Here is a 16,828-nt window from a genome sequence, read left to right as displayed (position 1 = left end):
AGACGCATATGTTGGGTTAGCAGAAGCAAAAAATCTATAATATGCTGGTGACTGGTAACCTGGGTTACGGCAATTGTCGCCAAAACCCCAGCCATCACCGTTGATTAATTGTCCGGATGAGTTTATTTCCAATTCTCTGATTGCAGACAGCATATTATTTGCTTCTGAAGCATAATCATAAGGAGAAGTTGCTGTTGGCCACTGGTTTTCAGCAATTAATAATGCCCATGCAGCATCTACATCGGCATCGGCAGCACTACCTGTTCCACTTACTGTCGGACCACAACCTTCAATTCTCCAGTTCATCAACTTACCTGCCTTACCGCCAGAGTTAGGAGAATTGAAATTTTTCCAATATTTATATAAACCATCAAAAAGGGTTTTATCTGCAGCATAGGCAGCTAACTGCATACCATAACCTATACCTTCTGATACTGTACGATTCGGCTCATCGAATTTTACGCGGTACATACCGCTTCCGCACGACTCCGTATAGTTTGATTTCCACTCATTGTAAGCATCAGCAGCGTCCTGAGACTTGCCGTATGTTCCTCCGGTAGGAAGGTTGGTAGGCATAATACCGTTTGTACCGTAATTGGGGTTTGCACCAAAAGGTACTACTGCTGTTGTGGAATTTATCTGGGCTGTAAGTACCGTAGAATACAGACAGGCCATTAAAAACACAATCAGCTTCAGATTAAACTTCTTAATCATATGGTTTGAGTTTGTATTTATTTAGTAATAAGTTGAAGTATATATATAATTACTAGTCTGCTAAAATAGTGAAAAAGTAACCCAAATCGAAAAAAAATTATACTTTTTATCCGGAATGTTAAACAATTATTGGAATTATGATGTATTTATACCACTCTTAGTATAAATACATCTGTTTGAACAGCAGTTTATTCAAACATAAATTCAGTACGCTAACAGCACTCGGCATATTCAAAATATTATAAAAAACGCGGATCTATTCGGTTTGCCTTTTATGCGCGATTTCCAATGATGCATTGATCTGGAATCCCACCAGCATCATCAGTACATTAACAAAAATCAACAACAAAAAACCGATCAGTGCTCCAATGGAACCATAGACTTTGTTGTAAGAGTTAAAATGTTCGATATAAAATCCAAAACCCAACGTAAAAAGGAAACATAATATTGAAGCTGTCACAGAACCGACGGAAAAGAACTTCCACCTTTTATGCATCGAAGGCGCTATAAAATACAAAACTGAAATACTCATGGTAATGAGGAAAAACATTACAAATAACCTTAAGAAGATTAAAAAATAAAGCTGAAAATACGACACTTCAAAACCGCGCTCCAGGTTATTATAAAAGAATTTCAGGAACAATGAAATCGCTATGCCTCCTACCACTACTAAAAAAAGCAACAATAATATACTTATGCTCACCCCCAGCTTGGCAATAAAACTTCTTCCATCGGTAGTTTTATAGCAATGATTAAAGGCATTAATAACTGAGATAATTCCATTATTCGCAGCATAAAAGGCAAAAAAGAAACCGAAGGATAATAAACCTCCTCTTGGAATATTGATGATATCAGTTAAAGTTGTTTCAACGGAAGAGTAAATATTTCCGGGTAAAAAATCGGAAATCGCGGCCATAATATTTTCATCCAGATTCGGTACAGGTATATAAGGAATTAATGTAAACAAGAAAATGATACCGGGGAAAATTGAAAGAAAGAAATCGTAGGTAATGCTTTTCGCGCGTACATTGATATCATCATCGTTCAGTTTTTTGAAGAGAACCTTCAGAAACAAGATCAATGAAATCCGTCTCTCCCCGATCTTAATTAAAGACATATGTCTATATGCTTTATGAACGGCAGGATGGCTGGTAACCTTACGTTTGATTCTTTTTATCATTTAATAATACTTTTCAAAATAAGACATGAACGTTGCCGGTGGCAGCATTGGCTTACCTGTTGCGGAGCTAATAAATACAAGTGTTGTTTCAGCTACTGTTAACAGAATATTCGCTTCATTATATACTTCGTATTCAAATGTAATTCTAATACCAGGCTTATTTTTAATAAATACTTTTATTGAAAGCAGGTCATCGTATTTTGCAGGTTTAATATACCTGGTTTTCATTTCAAGTACCGGCATCATGATCCCGGCTGCTTCCATTTCCTTATACGAAAAACCTATATGCCGAAAGGCCTCTACACGGGCAACTTCAAAATAACTGGCATAATTACCATAATAGACATAAGCCATCTGGTCTGTTTCGGAATACCGTACCCGCACCTGAACCGTATGTTCTATCATAACAATTAATGAATATTACGTTTATTCAAACTTTTACGGTATTGATTTGCTTTGTTCACATGCGAACGGTAATCCACATTAAAAATATGATATCCTGGCCTTGCAGGATCAGCCACAAAGAACAGATAATCATGTGATTCGTAATTCAACACTTTATCTAAGGTAGTAATTGACGGCATATTAATCGGACCAGGCGGCAGACCTGAAACTTTATAGGTATTGTATGGCGAATTTCCGGCCTGTTCAATTAAATCATGATTGATACGTTTAATGGCAAAATCACCTAATGCAAACTTCACTGTAGGATCAGCCTGTAAAGGCATTCCCAGGTTCAGGCGGTTTATGTAAACACCGGCAACAGTAGGTTTTTCCGTACTCATGTTCGTTTCTGCTTCAACGATGGAGGCGAGTATGGAAACCTGGACAGGTGTTAAACCTGCCTTGGCAGCAAGTTCTTTGCGCTGCTGTGTCCAGAAGGTTGTATATTCCTGCTGCATACGTTCTAAAAAAGCATCTCCCGAAAGTGTCCAGTAAAACTCATACGTATTGGGAATAAACATCGCAAGGATCGTACAGGTGTCAAATCCGTATTTCTTACAAACAGCTTCACTATTGATCAATGCTGCCAATGTATCTTTTCCGAAAGCAAATTTAGAACCTATACGTTCCGCAAATTCTGATTTTAAACGGATGCTGTTAAAGGTTATTTTAATAGGATCCTGCGCACCGCTACGCAATTTTTTTACTACCTGTAAATTTGTTGAACCAGGTTGAATAATATACCTGCCGGCTTTTACATTTTCCTGATAACTCAGCATTTTGGCAATAAAAGCAAATGATGTTTTATCATCATAAGCCTTATATTTATCCAGGGTATCCAATACCTGCTGAAATGCAGCACCTTTCTTTATATAAAGTGTAAATGCTTTATCACCTTCCTTATTGCCAAAATTTGGCGTAAAGAAAATCTGATACACATAATAGGAAAGCATCACGAATGCAATACCAACACAAACAACAATATATTTGAAACGATCAGTCTTATTTTTCATTTAATCTTTTTCTTCTTTATAAAAAAAGACTGCATTACTACAGTCTTTTCTTTGATATCGGATATATATATTAAACCAAACCTTCAATAGTGATATTTTCATTTACATCAGCCAGGTAATCAACCTTCCCTACTGAGAATCCGAAAAGATTCAGGAAATCCGTTTTATATCCATTCAGGTCGCTGATTTCAAAAACATTTTCTGTAGTTGTTTCGCCCCAAAGCTTTGCAACTTCAGCCTGTACATCGTCTCTCATCTCCCAGTCATCAATGCGGATTCTTCCTTTCTCATCTGTGGGTACTTCCTTGCCTGCATATAAACGCTGTGCATACAAACGCTGGATCTGTTCAATACAACCTTCGTGAATGCCTTTGGCTTTCATTACTTTATATAACAATGAAATATATAATGGAATAACAGGGATAGCAGAACTTGCCTGAGTAACCAACGCTTTGTTTACAGAAACATATGCTTTACCTTTTACCGCTTTCAGTTTGTCTGTGATTGTAAATGCAGAAGCTTCCAGATGGTCTTTTGCTTTACCGATTGTCCCTTTTCTGTAAACGGCTTCGGTCAATGCAGGACCGATGTATGAATATGCCACTGTTATTGCGCCTTCTGCCAGTACACCTGCCTTCAGCATATCATCGATCCACATTCCCCAGTCTTCACCGCCCATTACTGCAACGGTGTTCGCAATATCTTCCTCATTTGCAGGCTCAATCGAAACCGTTGATACTTTTCCTGTATGAAAATCTACTGTACTGTTGCTGAATGTTGCACCGATCGGTTTTAATGTTGAACGGTGTGTAACACCTGTAACCGGGTTTGTACGTACCGGTGATGCCAGACTATAGATTACCAGGTCTACCTGACCTAAATCAGCTTTGATCAGATCAATCGTTTTTTGTTTCACTTCTGTAGAAAACGCATCACCGTTAATGCTTTTCGCATACAGGCCTGCTTTTTTTGCCTGATCCTGGAAAGCAACACTGTTATACCAGCCTGGTGAAGCCGGTTTTCCTTCCTGTGCAGGTTTCTCAAAAAATACTCCGATTGTTGATGCGTTTGAGCCAAATGCGCTCGTAATTCTTGATGCCAAGCCAAAACCTGTAGAAGCTCCTATCACCAACACTCTTTTGGGGCCGTTGATTGCTCCTTTTGATTTTACATACTCAATCTGGTTTATCACATTCTGTTCACAGCCTTTCGGATGAGAAGTTAAACAGATAAAGCCACGCATTTTAGGTTCAATAATCATATTCGTGTATTAAAAGTTAGAATCAATTGTAAACGTTCGCACTGCTTTTTTATTCCCTGGTTTAATCCGGTTGAACGGTGCAGTAAACACGTTCAACTTCAAATTTAACAGAAATAAGTTAATTTTGATTTATTATAGAACATTCTTGTGTGCCTGAATCTTTAGAATGCCTGAATGAAGATTTTTTGAAGAGATACCGTGCTCTTTTTCAATTATATCAGACATTGATTTATAAACAGAATCAACCCTGCTACTGCACTGATAATGGTTCTTGTTCTTACGTAGTAATACGCTGTTTAGAGGGCAGGTTCTGAAACTCAGGAAACAGTTAAAATAAAAAAAGCCCTTCCAAAATGGAAGGGCTTTTATTCGCAGAGAGAGAGGGATTCGAACCCCCGGAACCTCGCAGTTCAACGGTTTTCAAGACCGCCGCATTCGACCGCTCTGCCATCTCTCTGTGATGACAATAAACAGTGTCTTGTTTAATGAGGATGCAAAAATATATTTTTTTCTTTAAACTACAAACAGCTTCGCCAGATTTATTTAAAAAAAGTATCCACAATTATATATTTTTCTCTAACATAAAGATTGTGTTTAGGATACAGATACCGGACAAGATAAAAAGCGTTTATGAAATTTATATCGATAAATATGTTCCTTACCCTACATGATACCTTTGTCACATCGTGAAATAACTACCCAAAAACAAAAGTATTATGAAAAGCAAAAAGAACTAAACACAATTGTATAACTACAGCAGGATTTAATCGATAACCTGTATAGCCTTTTCAGTGGCACGAATTCTGAACAAGGCAATCACATTTATGGAGGCTCCGCCCAGTCTCCCCCTGGTCTCCGCCCAGGGAAAGCCCAGGGTCCTTCGGTGATTACTCAAAAAACGCGACAAAACAAGATGTTTTGTTTGCCAATGTTAATTGATTATGAAGAAGGTTAGAAATAATAATGAAAGATAAATGATATATTTCGCCGCGCAGGAGCATCATGCATTATCCAGGATTAACTAAAACCTATAACCGATCCGGATTTAACAGATAATCTGCATAGCTATTCTAGGCAGGCTAATCTCTTCCCTCCTTCCAGTCAAAGCCTATCTAACTCCTAAGCTGAGCCATATATATTCCGCCTGTGTTCCGGGTATGTTCCGCCTTCAGGCCTGGTGAACCGCTTCTAAAAAGGAGGACGAAATCAGATGAAATGCCTGCAGTTAAAGGCAATATGACCGTATGAAATAAAAAAACAAGGAGAGCTTGTACTTACAAAGCTCTGAAAAAAATCCCGTTTGACAATGTAATGCGTCACTATTAATTTCAAAATAAAATGCCGGATTCGATTTCCTGATTATTATTTTTAACCATGAAAAAAGATCACGATTCATTCTTTGCATCCGTTTACCAGGTTGTTGAACTCATTCCCAAAGGAAGAGTAACTTCTTATGGCGCGATTGGCAAATACCTGGGCATGAAATCTTCGGCACGTATGGTGGGCTGGGCCATGCATGCCGCTCATAGTATACCGGGGCTACCCGCACACCGGGTGGTAAACAGCCAGGGATTGCTTACAGGTAAACATCATTTTAAAACACCTACAGCCATGGAGAAAGCCTTGACAAAAGAAGGCATTAAAATAAAAGACGGAATCAAAGTGCTTGACTTTAACTCCGTCTTTTGGGATCCCTGTAAAGAATTGTTATAGCAATTTGCTACATACCATTATCCAATGCTGGTTGTTCCCCGGTATTTTTTGATGAAACAATATACATTCCAATAAAAGTAATGGCACCGTTGATTAATAAATCTTCAAAAGCTGTTTTATAACCCAATACTTCCCTTGAAAATACAACAACTCCATAGGTAAGCGCGGGAGATAAAATACAGATAACCGGCACCAGATTATCCTGCACCTTCCTGTTTTTATTTATGATCCCAAAGGCAAACATACCTAACAACGGACCATACGTATACGCTGCCGCGCTTAGTACAGTCTTGATCACCGAAGCGCCCTGATTGAATTCTTTAAAGATCACAATGATCAGAAAGAACAATAATGAAAAACCTACGTGCACATATGTACGGACGCGATTTTTATTTTCAATTTTCCCTTTATTAAAATCCAGGAAGTCTATGCAGAAAGCAGTAGTAAGAGCAGTCAATGCTGAATCCGAACTGGCATAAGATGAAGCAGTGATACCAAGCAGGAAGAACACACCGGCAATCACGCCCAGATATTTAAGTGCAAGAATCGGATACAGGAAGTCGCTCTGCGCCGGAATAGCAAAACCTTCCTTCTCTGAATAAATATAAAGTAATGCGCCAAGCGTAAGGAAAAGAAAATTAACAATCACAAGAATGACGGAGAACCAATACATATTTTTTTGCGCTTCTTTCAGGTTCTTACAGGTAAGGTTTTTCTGCATCAGATCCTGGTCAAGCCCTGTAAGTACTATGGTAAAGAATATTCCTGAGATAAATTGTTTCCAGAAATAATTTGATGCTTTTACATCTTCAAAATGAAATATCCTGGAATACTGACTTGCATCTACCTGCTGAATCATTTCAACAGCCCCCCAGCCAAGTTGCCTGGAAATAACGATCACACTTATAATAACAGCACCAACTAAAAAGAAGGTCTGGAATGTGTCTGTCCAGATAATTGTTTTTACACCGCCTTTGAATGTATAGATCCAGATCAGCAGAATGGTAATACCTACCGTAAAAACAAATGAGACACCTAATTCTTTGAATAAAAATGTATGCAGTACTTCTGCTGCCAGATAAAGCCGCAGCGATGAGCCTATGGTTCTGGATAATAAAAAGAACGCCGAACCCGTTTTATAAGACCAGAACCCAAAACGTTCTTCCAGGAAGGTGTAAATGGAAACCATGTTGGATTTGTAATAAATAGGCATCAATACAAGCGCTACGATAAAATACCCAACGAGATTGCCCAATATGAGCTGAAAATAAGAAAAACCGGCTGCGCCTACCTGACCCGGAACAGATATGAATGTTACCCCGGACACGGACGTTCCGATCATACCAAAAGCCACCAGATACCAGGCAGATTGATTATTTCCTGTAAAAAAAGCTTCAGAATCTGCCTTCCGTGAAGTAAACCAGGCAATTAATAAAAGAGCACCAAAATAGATGCTTAAAATCGTAATAATTAACCCAACGCTCATATTAATTCTGTCTTAAAACCAGTCAAAATTGTGTTTTTTTTATTAAATTTGCTATACACCAGACCCAAACAATTATGAATCGATTTCATTCACGTTCATTTCCCTTCCAGCATGAAGAAGAAGATGTAGCTTTAATGGAAGAAGTGCAAACTTCTGACATGAACGATCTCGTTGTTTATAATGATGATGTAAATACTTTTGAGCATGTTATTCAGGTGTTAATGTCTGTATGCGGACACTCTCCTGAACAAGCAGAGCAATGTACATTATTAATTCATTATAAAGGAAAATGTACTGTTAAAATGGGTTCACTGAATGAACTGAAACCAATGCGTCAAGGAATTTGTGACAAAGGTATTTCTGCCGAGATCCTTTAATGTTACTTTTTTTTGAATCAATTTGTCCTCATTTAGCCCATTCAGTTAATCTATGAACTTTCCTTCTAAATTATTAGAAGAAGCAGTACTTGAAGTATCCAAACTTCCCGGAATAGGGAAAAAAACCGCTTTAAGGCTGGTACTTCATCTTTTAAAGAAAGAAAGCAAAGATTCTGAAAGCTTGGCCCATGCCCTGTTAAATGCACGGGAACATATTCAATATTGTAAAAAATGCCATACGATCTCAGACGAAACTGTGTGCGATATCTGCACAAGCAACAAAAGAGATCAGCGGGTAATCTGTGTTGTTGAAGACATCCGCGACGTGCTGGCAATTGAAAATACGAACCAGTATTTTGGAGTATACCATGTCCTTGGCGGAGTCATCTCTCCCATGGAACGTATAGGACCCGAAAAACTAAATATAGAATCTTTAATCGAACGTGTAGTAACCGGCACCGAGATCAAAGAAGTAATCCTGGGACTCAGTCCTACAATGGAGGGTGATACAACTGCATTCTTTATTACGAAGAAACTTAAAAATTATCCGATCAGGATCAGTACAATCGCCCGGGGGATACCTTTTGGCGGGGAACTGGAATATATGGATGAGGTTACTCTTGGTAGAAGCATTGCAACCAGAACTTTATTTGAAAACAAAGAAGATTGAAACAATTAAGTATCATAATTGTAAACTATAATGTCTGTCATTTTTTAGAACAGGCGCTTATTTCAGTGTCCAAAGCAATAAGCCGCCTGGATGTTGAAGTTTTTGTTGTGGACAATAATTCTGCCGATGGTTCGGTGGAGATGGTTAAAACAAAATTCCCTTTTGTAAATCTGATTGTTAATGAGCAGAATGTGGGCTTTTCCAAAGCTAACAACCAAGCTATTGCACAGGCAACCGGTGAATATATTTTATTATTAAATCCTGACACCGTTATTGAGATTGATACATTGGAAAAGTGTATTCACTTCATGAACGATCATCCGCAGGGCGGCGGTTTAGGTGTCAAGATGATTGACGGCAAAGGTGACTTCCTGGCAGAGTCTAAGCGGGGCTTCCCTACTCCATGGGTAGCGTTCTATAAGATATTCGGATTAGCGAAACTATTTCCGAAATCCAGAAAATTCGGACACTACCATCTGGGCTACCTGGATAAAAACGAATCTCACGAAGTTGAAGTACTTTCAGGTGCCTTTATGGTACTGAGAAAATCAGTGATTGATAAAATCGGTGCGCTGGATGAAGACTATTTCATGTATGGAGAAGACATTGATCTCTCTTATCGCATTATCCGGGCTGGCTATAAAAATTATTATTTTTCAGATACCCGTATTATTCACTACAAAGGTGAAAGCACTAAAAAAACGAGTATCAATTATGTATTCATCTTCTATAAGGCAATGATCATTTTTGCCCAGAAGCATTTCACTTCTAAAAATACCAGCGTATTTACAGCACTGATATACCTGGCTATTTATTTCAGGGCATTTATTGCTGTAAGTAATCGTATCCTTGAAAAAGTACTGCCTGTACTTTTTGATTCAACATTAATTTTTGCCTCCCTGGCCAGCCTGTTTTATTTCAAAGATAACGGACCAGTTGCAGGAGAGGCTATCTACAGTGTGGTATACAAGCAAATTATTCCATTATTTACTGTTGTATGGACCCTGTCTCTTTTCTTTAATGGTGCTTATAAGAGTACTGCTACAGCAGGCAGATTACTGCGTAGTTTTGTTTTCGGCACATTTATCATTGCATCGATCTCTTATTTCATTGACGAGTATCGTTACTCAAAAACATTCCTGCTGGAAGGCTCGCTGCTTTCCATGTCTATTGTATTTTTATTCAGAAGTATTATACACTGGATCAAAAACGGAAGCTTCGACCTGGGTGAAAATAAAAATAAGAAGATTGTTATTGTAGGTTCTTATCGTGAATGTGAACGCATAGACCAGCTGCTGCTGGAGACTAATTATAACTTAAACGTTCTGGGATTCATCACCACAGGAAATAAAGAAGATGTAAAAGGGAAATACCTTGGCTTTACCAAACAGCTTCAGAATATTGTCAGCATGTATAAGGTTGATGAAATTATTTTCTGTTCAAAAGATCTGCCAGCCAACTCCATCATTGAATGGATGACACAAATTGATAATACAAAAGTAGATTTTAAGATTGTTCCGGAAGAAAGTAACATCATCATCGGAAGTAATTCCAAAAACAGACGTGGCGATTTTTACACACTAAATATCAATTTGAATATTATTGAAGAAAAAAACATTCAAAACAAACGTATTCTGGATGTGTGTGTAAGCCTGATTTTTATTTTCACATATCCGGTAATTTTATGGCTCATTGAAAAGCCACGTCAATTCTTTTTGAACACCATACAGGTACTTACAGGTAAAAAATCCTGGGTAGGATTTACCAATACACAACAAATCAACCTGCCTCAGATCAAACGGGGAATTATTAACCCTACCTATTACCTTGAAAAATCCAACCGTATCCCAACGTCTAATATTCAGGAGATTAATTTATCGTATGCACGTGATTATAACCCCTATATGGATCTGGTACTTATCGCAAAATCCTTTAAATATTTGGGAAGCTGAACTAAAAGCCTAAAACAATTGTAGAGTAGAACACGTTATAGGAGTCATGAGGATCAGCGCAGTTATTTTATTATTTTTCTTTGCCTTCGGAATACTTCACCGGGCAAACCTGCTCTCCTTTCTAAAAAAGACAAAACCTGCAATTGAACTTTCATCGGCTGAAGATTACGATGAAACATCTGATACGGATGAGAATAAAAAAGCCAATGATACCAAAGAAGAAATGGATGAAAAAAAATCCCATTATGTAACTTCTCATTCCACCTTCATTTTTTTCAGTGACTTCCATACCAGCAAAAATTTTCTTCACCACAATCAGCAACTCTTTAAATCGCACTTTAAAGAAATTGTTTCTCCCCCACCCGAATCAATAGCATAATTCATTTCAGCCGGTTTTAAATCTGTATTCTGCATTTGCTCAAATGTTGGCAGAGTATAGCATGTCCTATACCCTAACTTATTAACTATGCTATCAATCAAAGAGTCTTTACAAAACATCCAATCGGGTGTTGTAGTTTTCCTTGTTGCTATACCCTTATGTTTAGGTATAGCTATTGCGCAAAATGCGCCGCCTTTCTCAGGCATCATCAGCGGTATTATCGGAGGCAGCATCGTCATGCTGATCAGTGGTGCTAAATACAGCATCAGCGGACCAACAGCCGGCATGACTGCTATCATGATCACATCTATAAAAGAATTAGGAGGTTTTGAATTTGTTCTGACAGCCATCTGTATCGCAGGAGTCTTTCAGATCTTATTCGGAGTTTTAAGGGTGGGATTGGTTGGCCACTACTTTCCATCATCAGTAATCAAAGGCATGTTGTCTGCCATTGGTATTATCCTCATCATAAAACAAATTCCCCATTTGGTTGGTTATGATGTTGACCCGGAAGGAAACATGTCATTCTTTCAGGATGATGGCAAAAACACTTTCTCCGAGTTGGTTCACATGTTAAATTATTTTTCTGCCGGACCAGCCATTATCAGTGCTATTTCAATATTGATCTTATTATTCTGGAATGGTGATTTTATAAAACCCGGATCCAAACTTTCCTTTATACCAAGTGCTTTGGTTATCGTGATTGCCGGGATATTGATGAACCTTCTGTTTCAACATATATTTCCTTCCTTAATTGTTCACCAGAGTCACCTGGTGTCTATCCCTTCGATCAAATCACCTGCAGATTTAATTGACAGTTTAATATTTCCCGACTTCAGTGCGCTGCAAAACTATAAAACCTACAGCATCGGTTTCACCATAGCGGTTGTTATAAGTCTGGAATCCCTTCTGAGTATAGATGCGATGGACAAGTTAAAAAAGGCAACTGTTTCTTCTCCTCCAAACAGAGAACTGATTGCCCAGGGAGTCGGCAATTTAAGCTGCGGTTTGGTTGGCGGCGTACCGATCACATCTGCAATTATCCGCAGTTCTGCCAATATCAATGCCGGAGCAACCAATAAACTTTCCGGATATGTACATGGTTTTCTGTTACTCACCAGTATTCTGCTGTTCCCGTCGCTACTGACAAGCATACCCAACGCATCCCTGGCGGTTATTCTGTTGTTTACCGGTTACAAATTAACCAAGATGGGATTATACAAGTCCATGTATCTATTGGGACAAAAGCAATTCCTGCCTTTTATTACCACAATCAGCATGATGTTGTTAACAGACATGCTTAAGGGTATCTTATGCGGATTAGCAGTGGCTGTATTCTACATCATCCGTGATATGATACGCATTCCTATAAAAAAATCTTCTGTAACCATCGATAATAAAGTACACACCTTAATTAAATTCCCGGAAAATGTTTCTTTCATAAACAAAGGGGTACTCTTTAACATGCTGCAGACAGTTCCGCCGGATTCCAGCTTAATACTTGATGGCAGCAATATTAAATCCATTGATTATGATGTATCTGAAACCATAACGGTATTTAAACAGGATGCGCATAAAAAAGGTATTCACATACAAATGATAAACATAAAGGAAATCGATCTACATCTTCATAAATAATACAACACAATGAGAGAAAGTTATCAGACATTATTAGACGGCAATAAACGTTGGGCATTAAGCAAAATTCAGGACGATCCGGAATACTTTGAAAGAACCAAAAGCTTACAGACACCCGAATACTTATGGATTGGCTGTTCAGACAGCCGCGTGCCGGAAACAGAAGTTACAGGCACCCAACAGGGGCAATTGTTTGTACACCGCAACATTGCCAACATGGTTGTTCACACAGACTTAAACCTGCTTAGTGTAGTTGAATATGCTGTAGAGATCCTGAAAGTAAAGCACATTATCGTTTGCGGACACTATGGTTGTGGCGGCGTTGCGGCGGCTACCAGAAGCAATTCTGTAGGTTATGTTGACAACTGGCTCAGAAATATAAAAGAAGTATATAACAGAAACACACTGGAATTAACATCGATTGAAAATGAAACTGACAGAGTGAATCGTCTGGTTGAATTAAATGTAATTGAACAGGTTCGTAACCTTGCCAAAACCAAAGCTGTGCAACGCGCCTGGCAAAACAGATCCCTTGAAATTCATGGTTGGGTATATGGGCTGGACTCAGGCATTATCAAGGATCTTCATACATTGTATGATGAGCCGGAAGATCTGGAGCCGATATTCCGGTATACGTTTGAAGCATAAGTACGGAGTATTGAGTACGGAGTACAAAGACCGAGAAAACAACGATAATTAGAATAATAAAAATGAAGCGTTATCAGAATATTCTGGCAACTCTTCATTTTTTACTCTGTACTTTATCTCGGTTCCAGCACTACGAACGGAATCAATACCTCTTCCATGGAAATACCACCATGCTGAAAGGTATCTTTGAACATCTGCACAAATTTCTGATAGTTGTTCGGGTAAACAAAAAACAATTCATCTCCGGCGAAAACATAAGCATCAGACATATTTACTTTCGGAAGAAAAATACTTTCGGGTTTCTTGATTTCCATTAAATAATTAGAGGCATCAAACCCAAGGTTCTTTCCTACCTTATAGCGCATATTTGTATTCGTAGTTTTATCACCTATAATCTTATGAGGTTTGCTTACACGTATTGTCCCATGATCAGTCGTGATGACAAGTTTGATTTTTTTACGGCTTAAGATCTGTATTAATTCCTGCAGCGGAGAATGCTTAAACCAACTTGCCGTAATTGATCTGTAGGCAGCTTCATCCGGCGCCAATTCTTTCAATACTTCCATATCTGAACGGGCATGAGAAAGCATGTCTACAAAATTGTAAACAACCACATTCAGTTGGTTATCTAAAATATTTTTTATCCCATCACATAATGCCTTCCCTTGATTCAGGTTTGTTACTTTCTGATAAGAAAATTTTATATCCAGGCTGTTTTTCTTTAACTGATCACGCAGCAACTCTTCTTCCATATTGTTCTTACCCAAGTCATCTTCGTCGCCGTTGTAAAAACCCGGATGTTTTTTTTCAATTTCCGACGGCATCATGCCGGCAAAAAAAGCATTGCGCGCATACATTGTTGTAGTTGGCAGGATTGAGTAATACAACTCTTCAGAAAGAGTCTTATAGGATTCAGAGATCAACGGCTCCAGTACTTTCCATTGATCGTACCGAAGGTTATCGATCACCAGTACAAACGTTTTTTCCTGCTTCACAACCGGTAGAATTTTTTTTCTGAAAATGGTATGAGAAAACACGGGCTTATCTTCTGACGGACTGTTGATCCAATCCTGATAATTTGCTTTCACACTTTTGAAAAACTGCTGATTGCCTTCTGACTTCTGCGACAGCAAAATCTCCTTTAAACTATTATCACCAACAGCATCAATCTCAATTTCCCAGTGTACAAGCTTTTTATACAGGTCGATCCATTCTTTGTAATTCAACTTATCACTCAGACTCATGCTGATGGCTGCAAATTCCTGGCGATAAGAAGAAATGGTTTTATCATTAACAAGTACTTTATTTTGAAGCAGCTTTTTGATCGACATCAGGATCTGGTTGGGATTAATCGGCTTGATCAGGTAATCAGCAATCTTGGACCCGATTGCCTCTTCCATGATATGCTCTTCTTCATTCTTCGTGATCATCACAACCGGCACAAGCGGCTTTATTTCTTTGATCTTAACCAGTGTTTCCAGCCCGCTTAAACCCGGCATGTTTTCATCTAAAAAAATAATATCGAAATTCTTCCCGTTTGATTGCTCAAGCGCATCAATACCGTTTGTAACAGTTGTTACTTCATACCCTTTGTTATTCAAAAATATAATATGCGGCTTCAGCAAATCTATTTCATCATCGGCCCAAAGAATCTGGTATTTTTGCATGCGAATGTTTTATCTAAAAGTTTTTTATTCTGTTTTCAATATACAACGTTTGGCTTTACAATTCGGTATGTAAAGAGAAAGTAATTTTATGATGAGCGTGAGTTCTCGAACAATTTTCCTTTATTAATTTTATTTTATCTCTCTTGTTTTTTTATTGTTCTTTTGTCTTGATACAAAAGAACCAAAAGATCAAGGCTTTCCGCCGCCACGGATCAAATAAGCTAAAAATCGGGATCTCCGCCGCGGCGAACCGCTAACGCTGCAAAATCATCTTAAAAAAGATTAGTTACAGCGTTCAAAAAGCTCCATGATCCCGATTTTCTTAACGCAATTTGTTCGCCGCGGCGAATGAGACCGGTAGTACCTTTCGCATTCACATAGTTGTATTTTAATTCCTCGTGTTCTGGCCTTTTGCGGTTAAGCACCGAAAACAAACTGTTCAAAACTTCACTTTGAATCATCAAAATAAAACTGGTATTTTGAATGAGCAAGCACCGTTATGATCAATAAGAAAAAAGTAATCAATGACCCTGTTTGGGGATTTATAAATATACCTACCGAACTGGTATTTGAAGTCATCCAGCACCCCTATTTTCAACGCTTAAGAAGAATCCGCCAATTAGGACTGACCGAAATGGTTTACCCGGGTGCTACCCATACGCGTTTTCACCACGCCCTGGGCGCGATGCACCTGATGACAGAAGCGCTGAAATCCATACAAAGCAAGGGGCATGAAATTTCTGCAGAAGAATTTGAAGGTGCTCAGCTTGCCATTTTATTACACGACATCGGTCACGGCCCGCTTTCACACGCGCTTGAATATTCGTTGCTTGCCAACATTAAACACGAAGTTCTTTCAGCTTTTATCATGGAAAACCTGAATAAAGAATTTTCGGGGAAGCTTCAGCTGGCAATTGATATTTTTAACAATACCTATCATCGCCCATTTTTCCATCAATTGGTTTCCAGTCAGCTGGACATGGACCGTATGGACTATCTAAGCCGGGATTGTTTTTTCACCGGAGTTTCTGAAGGAACCATTGGAGCTGATCGCCTCATTAAAATGCTTGATGTGTACAACGAAGAATTGGTTGTAGAAGAAAAAGGTATTTACAGCATCGAAAATTTCCTTACTGCACGCAGGCTGATGTACTGGCAGGTTTACCTGCATAAAACAACGCTGAGTGCTGAAAACATGATCATTTCGATTGTCAAACGGGCGAGACAATTAATAAAAAACAACCGGCTCACTTTCCGTCCACCCAATTTGTCCGACTTTCTTTCTGCGGAAATCAATTTCGATGAACTGCTGGAAAATGATGCGCTGCTGGCTTCATTTTTAAAGCTGGACGATATGGACCTGTGGTTTGCCATTAAACAATGGTCGAACGAAACCGATCCGACCATTTCATTGATCTGCAAAATGCTGTTAAACAGAAAATTATTCTCTGTTTACATCCAACCTACACAGATTGATGCAACAATCTTTGATCAGTACAAAAACAAGCTGCTGAATGATTTTGCAATTCCGGCCTCTGAGTTGGATTATTTTTTGATTCGCGGCACCATCAGCAATGCCGCTTATTTATCTGAAGATACCCAGATAAAGGTTAAAATGAAGAACAAAGAAATCCTGGATGTGGCAATAGCCTCTGATTTACCCAATATTCAGGCCTTAAGCAAAAT

At 38.6% G+C, this 16,828-nt stretch carries 15 protein-coding genes and 1 tRNA gene; 8 read left to right on the top strand and 8 right to left on the bottom strand.

The window, feature by feature from the left end; all coding sequences use genetic code 11:
• The 6 genes from ACTHJT_RS07320 to ACTHJT_RS07295 all read right to left on the bottom strand — a co-directional run.
• A partial coding sequence (locus tag ACTHJT_RS07320) for a glycosyl hydrolase family 8 (RefSeq protein WP_440237348.1) occupies nt 1-714 on the bottom strand: 714 nt, incomplete at its 3' end.
• Nucleotides 715-970: 256 nt separating this feature from the next.
• Nucleotides 971-1,894, bottom strand: coding sequence for a YihY/virulence factor BrkB family protein (locus tag ACTHJT_RS07315; RefSeq protein ID WP_440237347.1), 924 nt, complete (start codon nt 1,892-1,894; stop codon nt 971-973).
• On the bottom strand, nt 1,895-2,299 hold the full coding sequence (locus ACTHJT_RS07310; RefSeq protein WP_440237346.1) for an acyl-CoA thioesterase: 405 nt from the start codon (nt 2,297-2,299) through the stop codon (nt 1,895-1,897). It lies immediately after the preceding gene.
• Between the two features lie 5 nt (nt 2,300-2,304).
• Nucleotides 2,305-3,351, bottom strand: a complete 1,047-nt coding sequence (mltG, locus tag ACTHJT_RS07305; protein WP_440237345.1) for an endolytic transglycosylase MltG — start codon at nt 3,349-3,351, stop codon at nt 2,305-2,307.
• A gap of 70 nt (nt 3,352-3,421) precedes the next feature.
• Entirely contained in the window at nt 3,422-4,612 is a 1,191-nt protein-coding gene (fabV, locus tag ACTHJT_RS07300) for an enoyl-ACP reductase FabV (protein WP_440237344.1), read from the bottom strand.
• A 372-nt stretch (nt 4,613-4,984) separates the two neighbouring features.
• A tRNA-Ser gene (locus ACTHJT_RS07295) sits at nt 4,985-5,069 on the bottom strand.
• Between the two features lie 917 nt (nt 5,070-5,986).
• On the opposite strand from ACTHJT_RS07295, the gene ACTHJT_RS07290 reads away from it, so the two are divergent.
• Nucleotides 5,987-6,325, top strand: coding sequence for an MGMT family protein (locus tag ACTHJT_RS07290; RefSeq protein ID WP_440237343.1), 339 nt, complete (start codon nt 5,987-5,989; stop codon nt 6,323-6,325).
• Nucleotides 6,326-6,332: 7 nt separating this feature from the next.
• Here ACTHJT_RS07290 and ACTHJT_RS07285 read toward each other — a convergent pair whose 3' ends face one another.
• Nucleotides 6,333-7,811 (bottom strand): sodium:solute symporter, encoded by a 1,479-nt coding sequence (locus ACTHJT_RS07285; RefSeq protein ID WP_440237342.1) that lies wholly within the window; start codon nt 7,809-7,811, stop codon nt 6,333-6,335.
• 74 nt (nt 7,812-7,885) lie between these two features.
• Here ACTHJT_RS07285 and ACTHJT_RS07280 point away from each other — a divergent pair, with 74 nt between their 5' ends.
• The 6 genes from ACTHJT_RS07280 (at nt 7,886) to ACTHJT_RS07255 (ending at nt 13,475) form a co-directional block, all read left to right on the top strand.
• The gene (locus ACTHJT_RS07280; RefSeq protein ID WP_440237341.1) at nt 7,886-8,188 is read left to right on the top strand and encodes an ATP-dependent Clp protease adaptor ClpS; all 303 of its coding nucleotides are present in this window, start codon (nt 7,886-7,888) and stop codon (nt 8,186-8,188) included.
• A 52-nt stretch (nt 8,189-8,240) separates the two neighbouring features.
• Nucleotides 8,241-8,858, top strand: a complete 618-nt coding sequence (gene recR / locus ACTHJT_RS07275) for a recombination mediator RecR (protein WP_440237340.1) — start codon at nt 8,241-8,243, stop codon at nt 8,856-8,858.
• Nucleotides 8,855-10,810 (top strand): glycosyltransferase, encoded by a 1,956-nt coding sequence (locus ACTHJT_RS07270; protein ID WP_440237339.1) that lies wholly within the window; start codon nt 8,855-8,857, stop codon nt 10,808-10,810. Before recR ends, ACTHJT_RS07270 begins: the two co-directional genes overlap by 4 nt.
• A 46-nt stretch (nt 10,811-10,856) precedes the next feature.
• Nucleotides 10,857-11,189, top strand: a complete 333-nt coding sequence (locus ACTHJT_RS07265) for a hypothetical protein (protein ID WP_440237338.1) — start codon at nt 10,857-10,859, stop codon at nt 11,187-11,189.
• Nucleotides 11,190-11,276: 87 nt separating this feature from the next.
• Nucleotides 11,277-12,827 (top strand): SulP family inorganic anion transporter, encoded by a 1,551-nt coding sequence (locus ACTHJT_RS07260; RefSeq protein ID WP_440237337.1) that lies wholly within the window; start codon nt 11,277-11,279, stop codon nt 12,825-12,827.
• A gap of 9 nt (nt 12,828-12,836) precedes the next feature.
• Entirely contained in the window at nt 12,837-13,475 is a 639-nt protein-coding gene (locus ACTHJT_RS07255) for a carbonic anhydrase (protein ID WP_440237336.1), read from the top strand.
• A gap of 113 nt (nt 13,476-13,588) precedes the next feature.
• Here the strand turns inward: ACTHJT_RS07255 and ACTHJT_RS07250 are convergent, their stop codons facing one another.
• Nucleotides 13,589-15,142, bottom strand: a complete 1,554-nt coding sequence (locus tag ACTHJT_RS07250) for a PglZ domain-containing protein (protein ID WP_440237335.1) — start codon at nt 15,140-15,142, stop codon at nt 13,589-13,591.
• A 499-nt stretch (nt 15,143-15,641) separates the two neighbouring features.
• Here ACTHJT_RS07250 and ACTHJT_RS07245 point away from each other — a divergent pair.
• The coding region (locus tag ACTHJT_RS07245) for an HD domain-containing protein (protein ID WP_440237334.1) at nt 15,642-16,828 on the top strand (1,187 nt) is incomplete at its 3' end.

The sequence above is a fragment of the Cytophaga sp. genome (assembly GCF_051961495.1).
Classification (GTDB): Bacteria; Bacteroidota; Bacteroidia; order Cytophagales; family Cytophagaceae; genus Cytophaga.
Note: the sequence above shows the minus strand (reverse complement) of the source record. Positions and strands in the feature narration are given on the sequence as shown.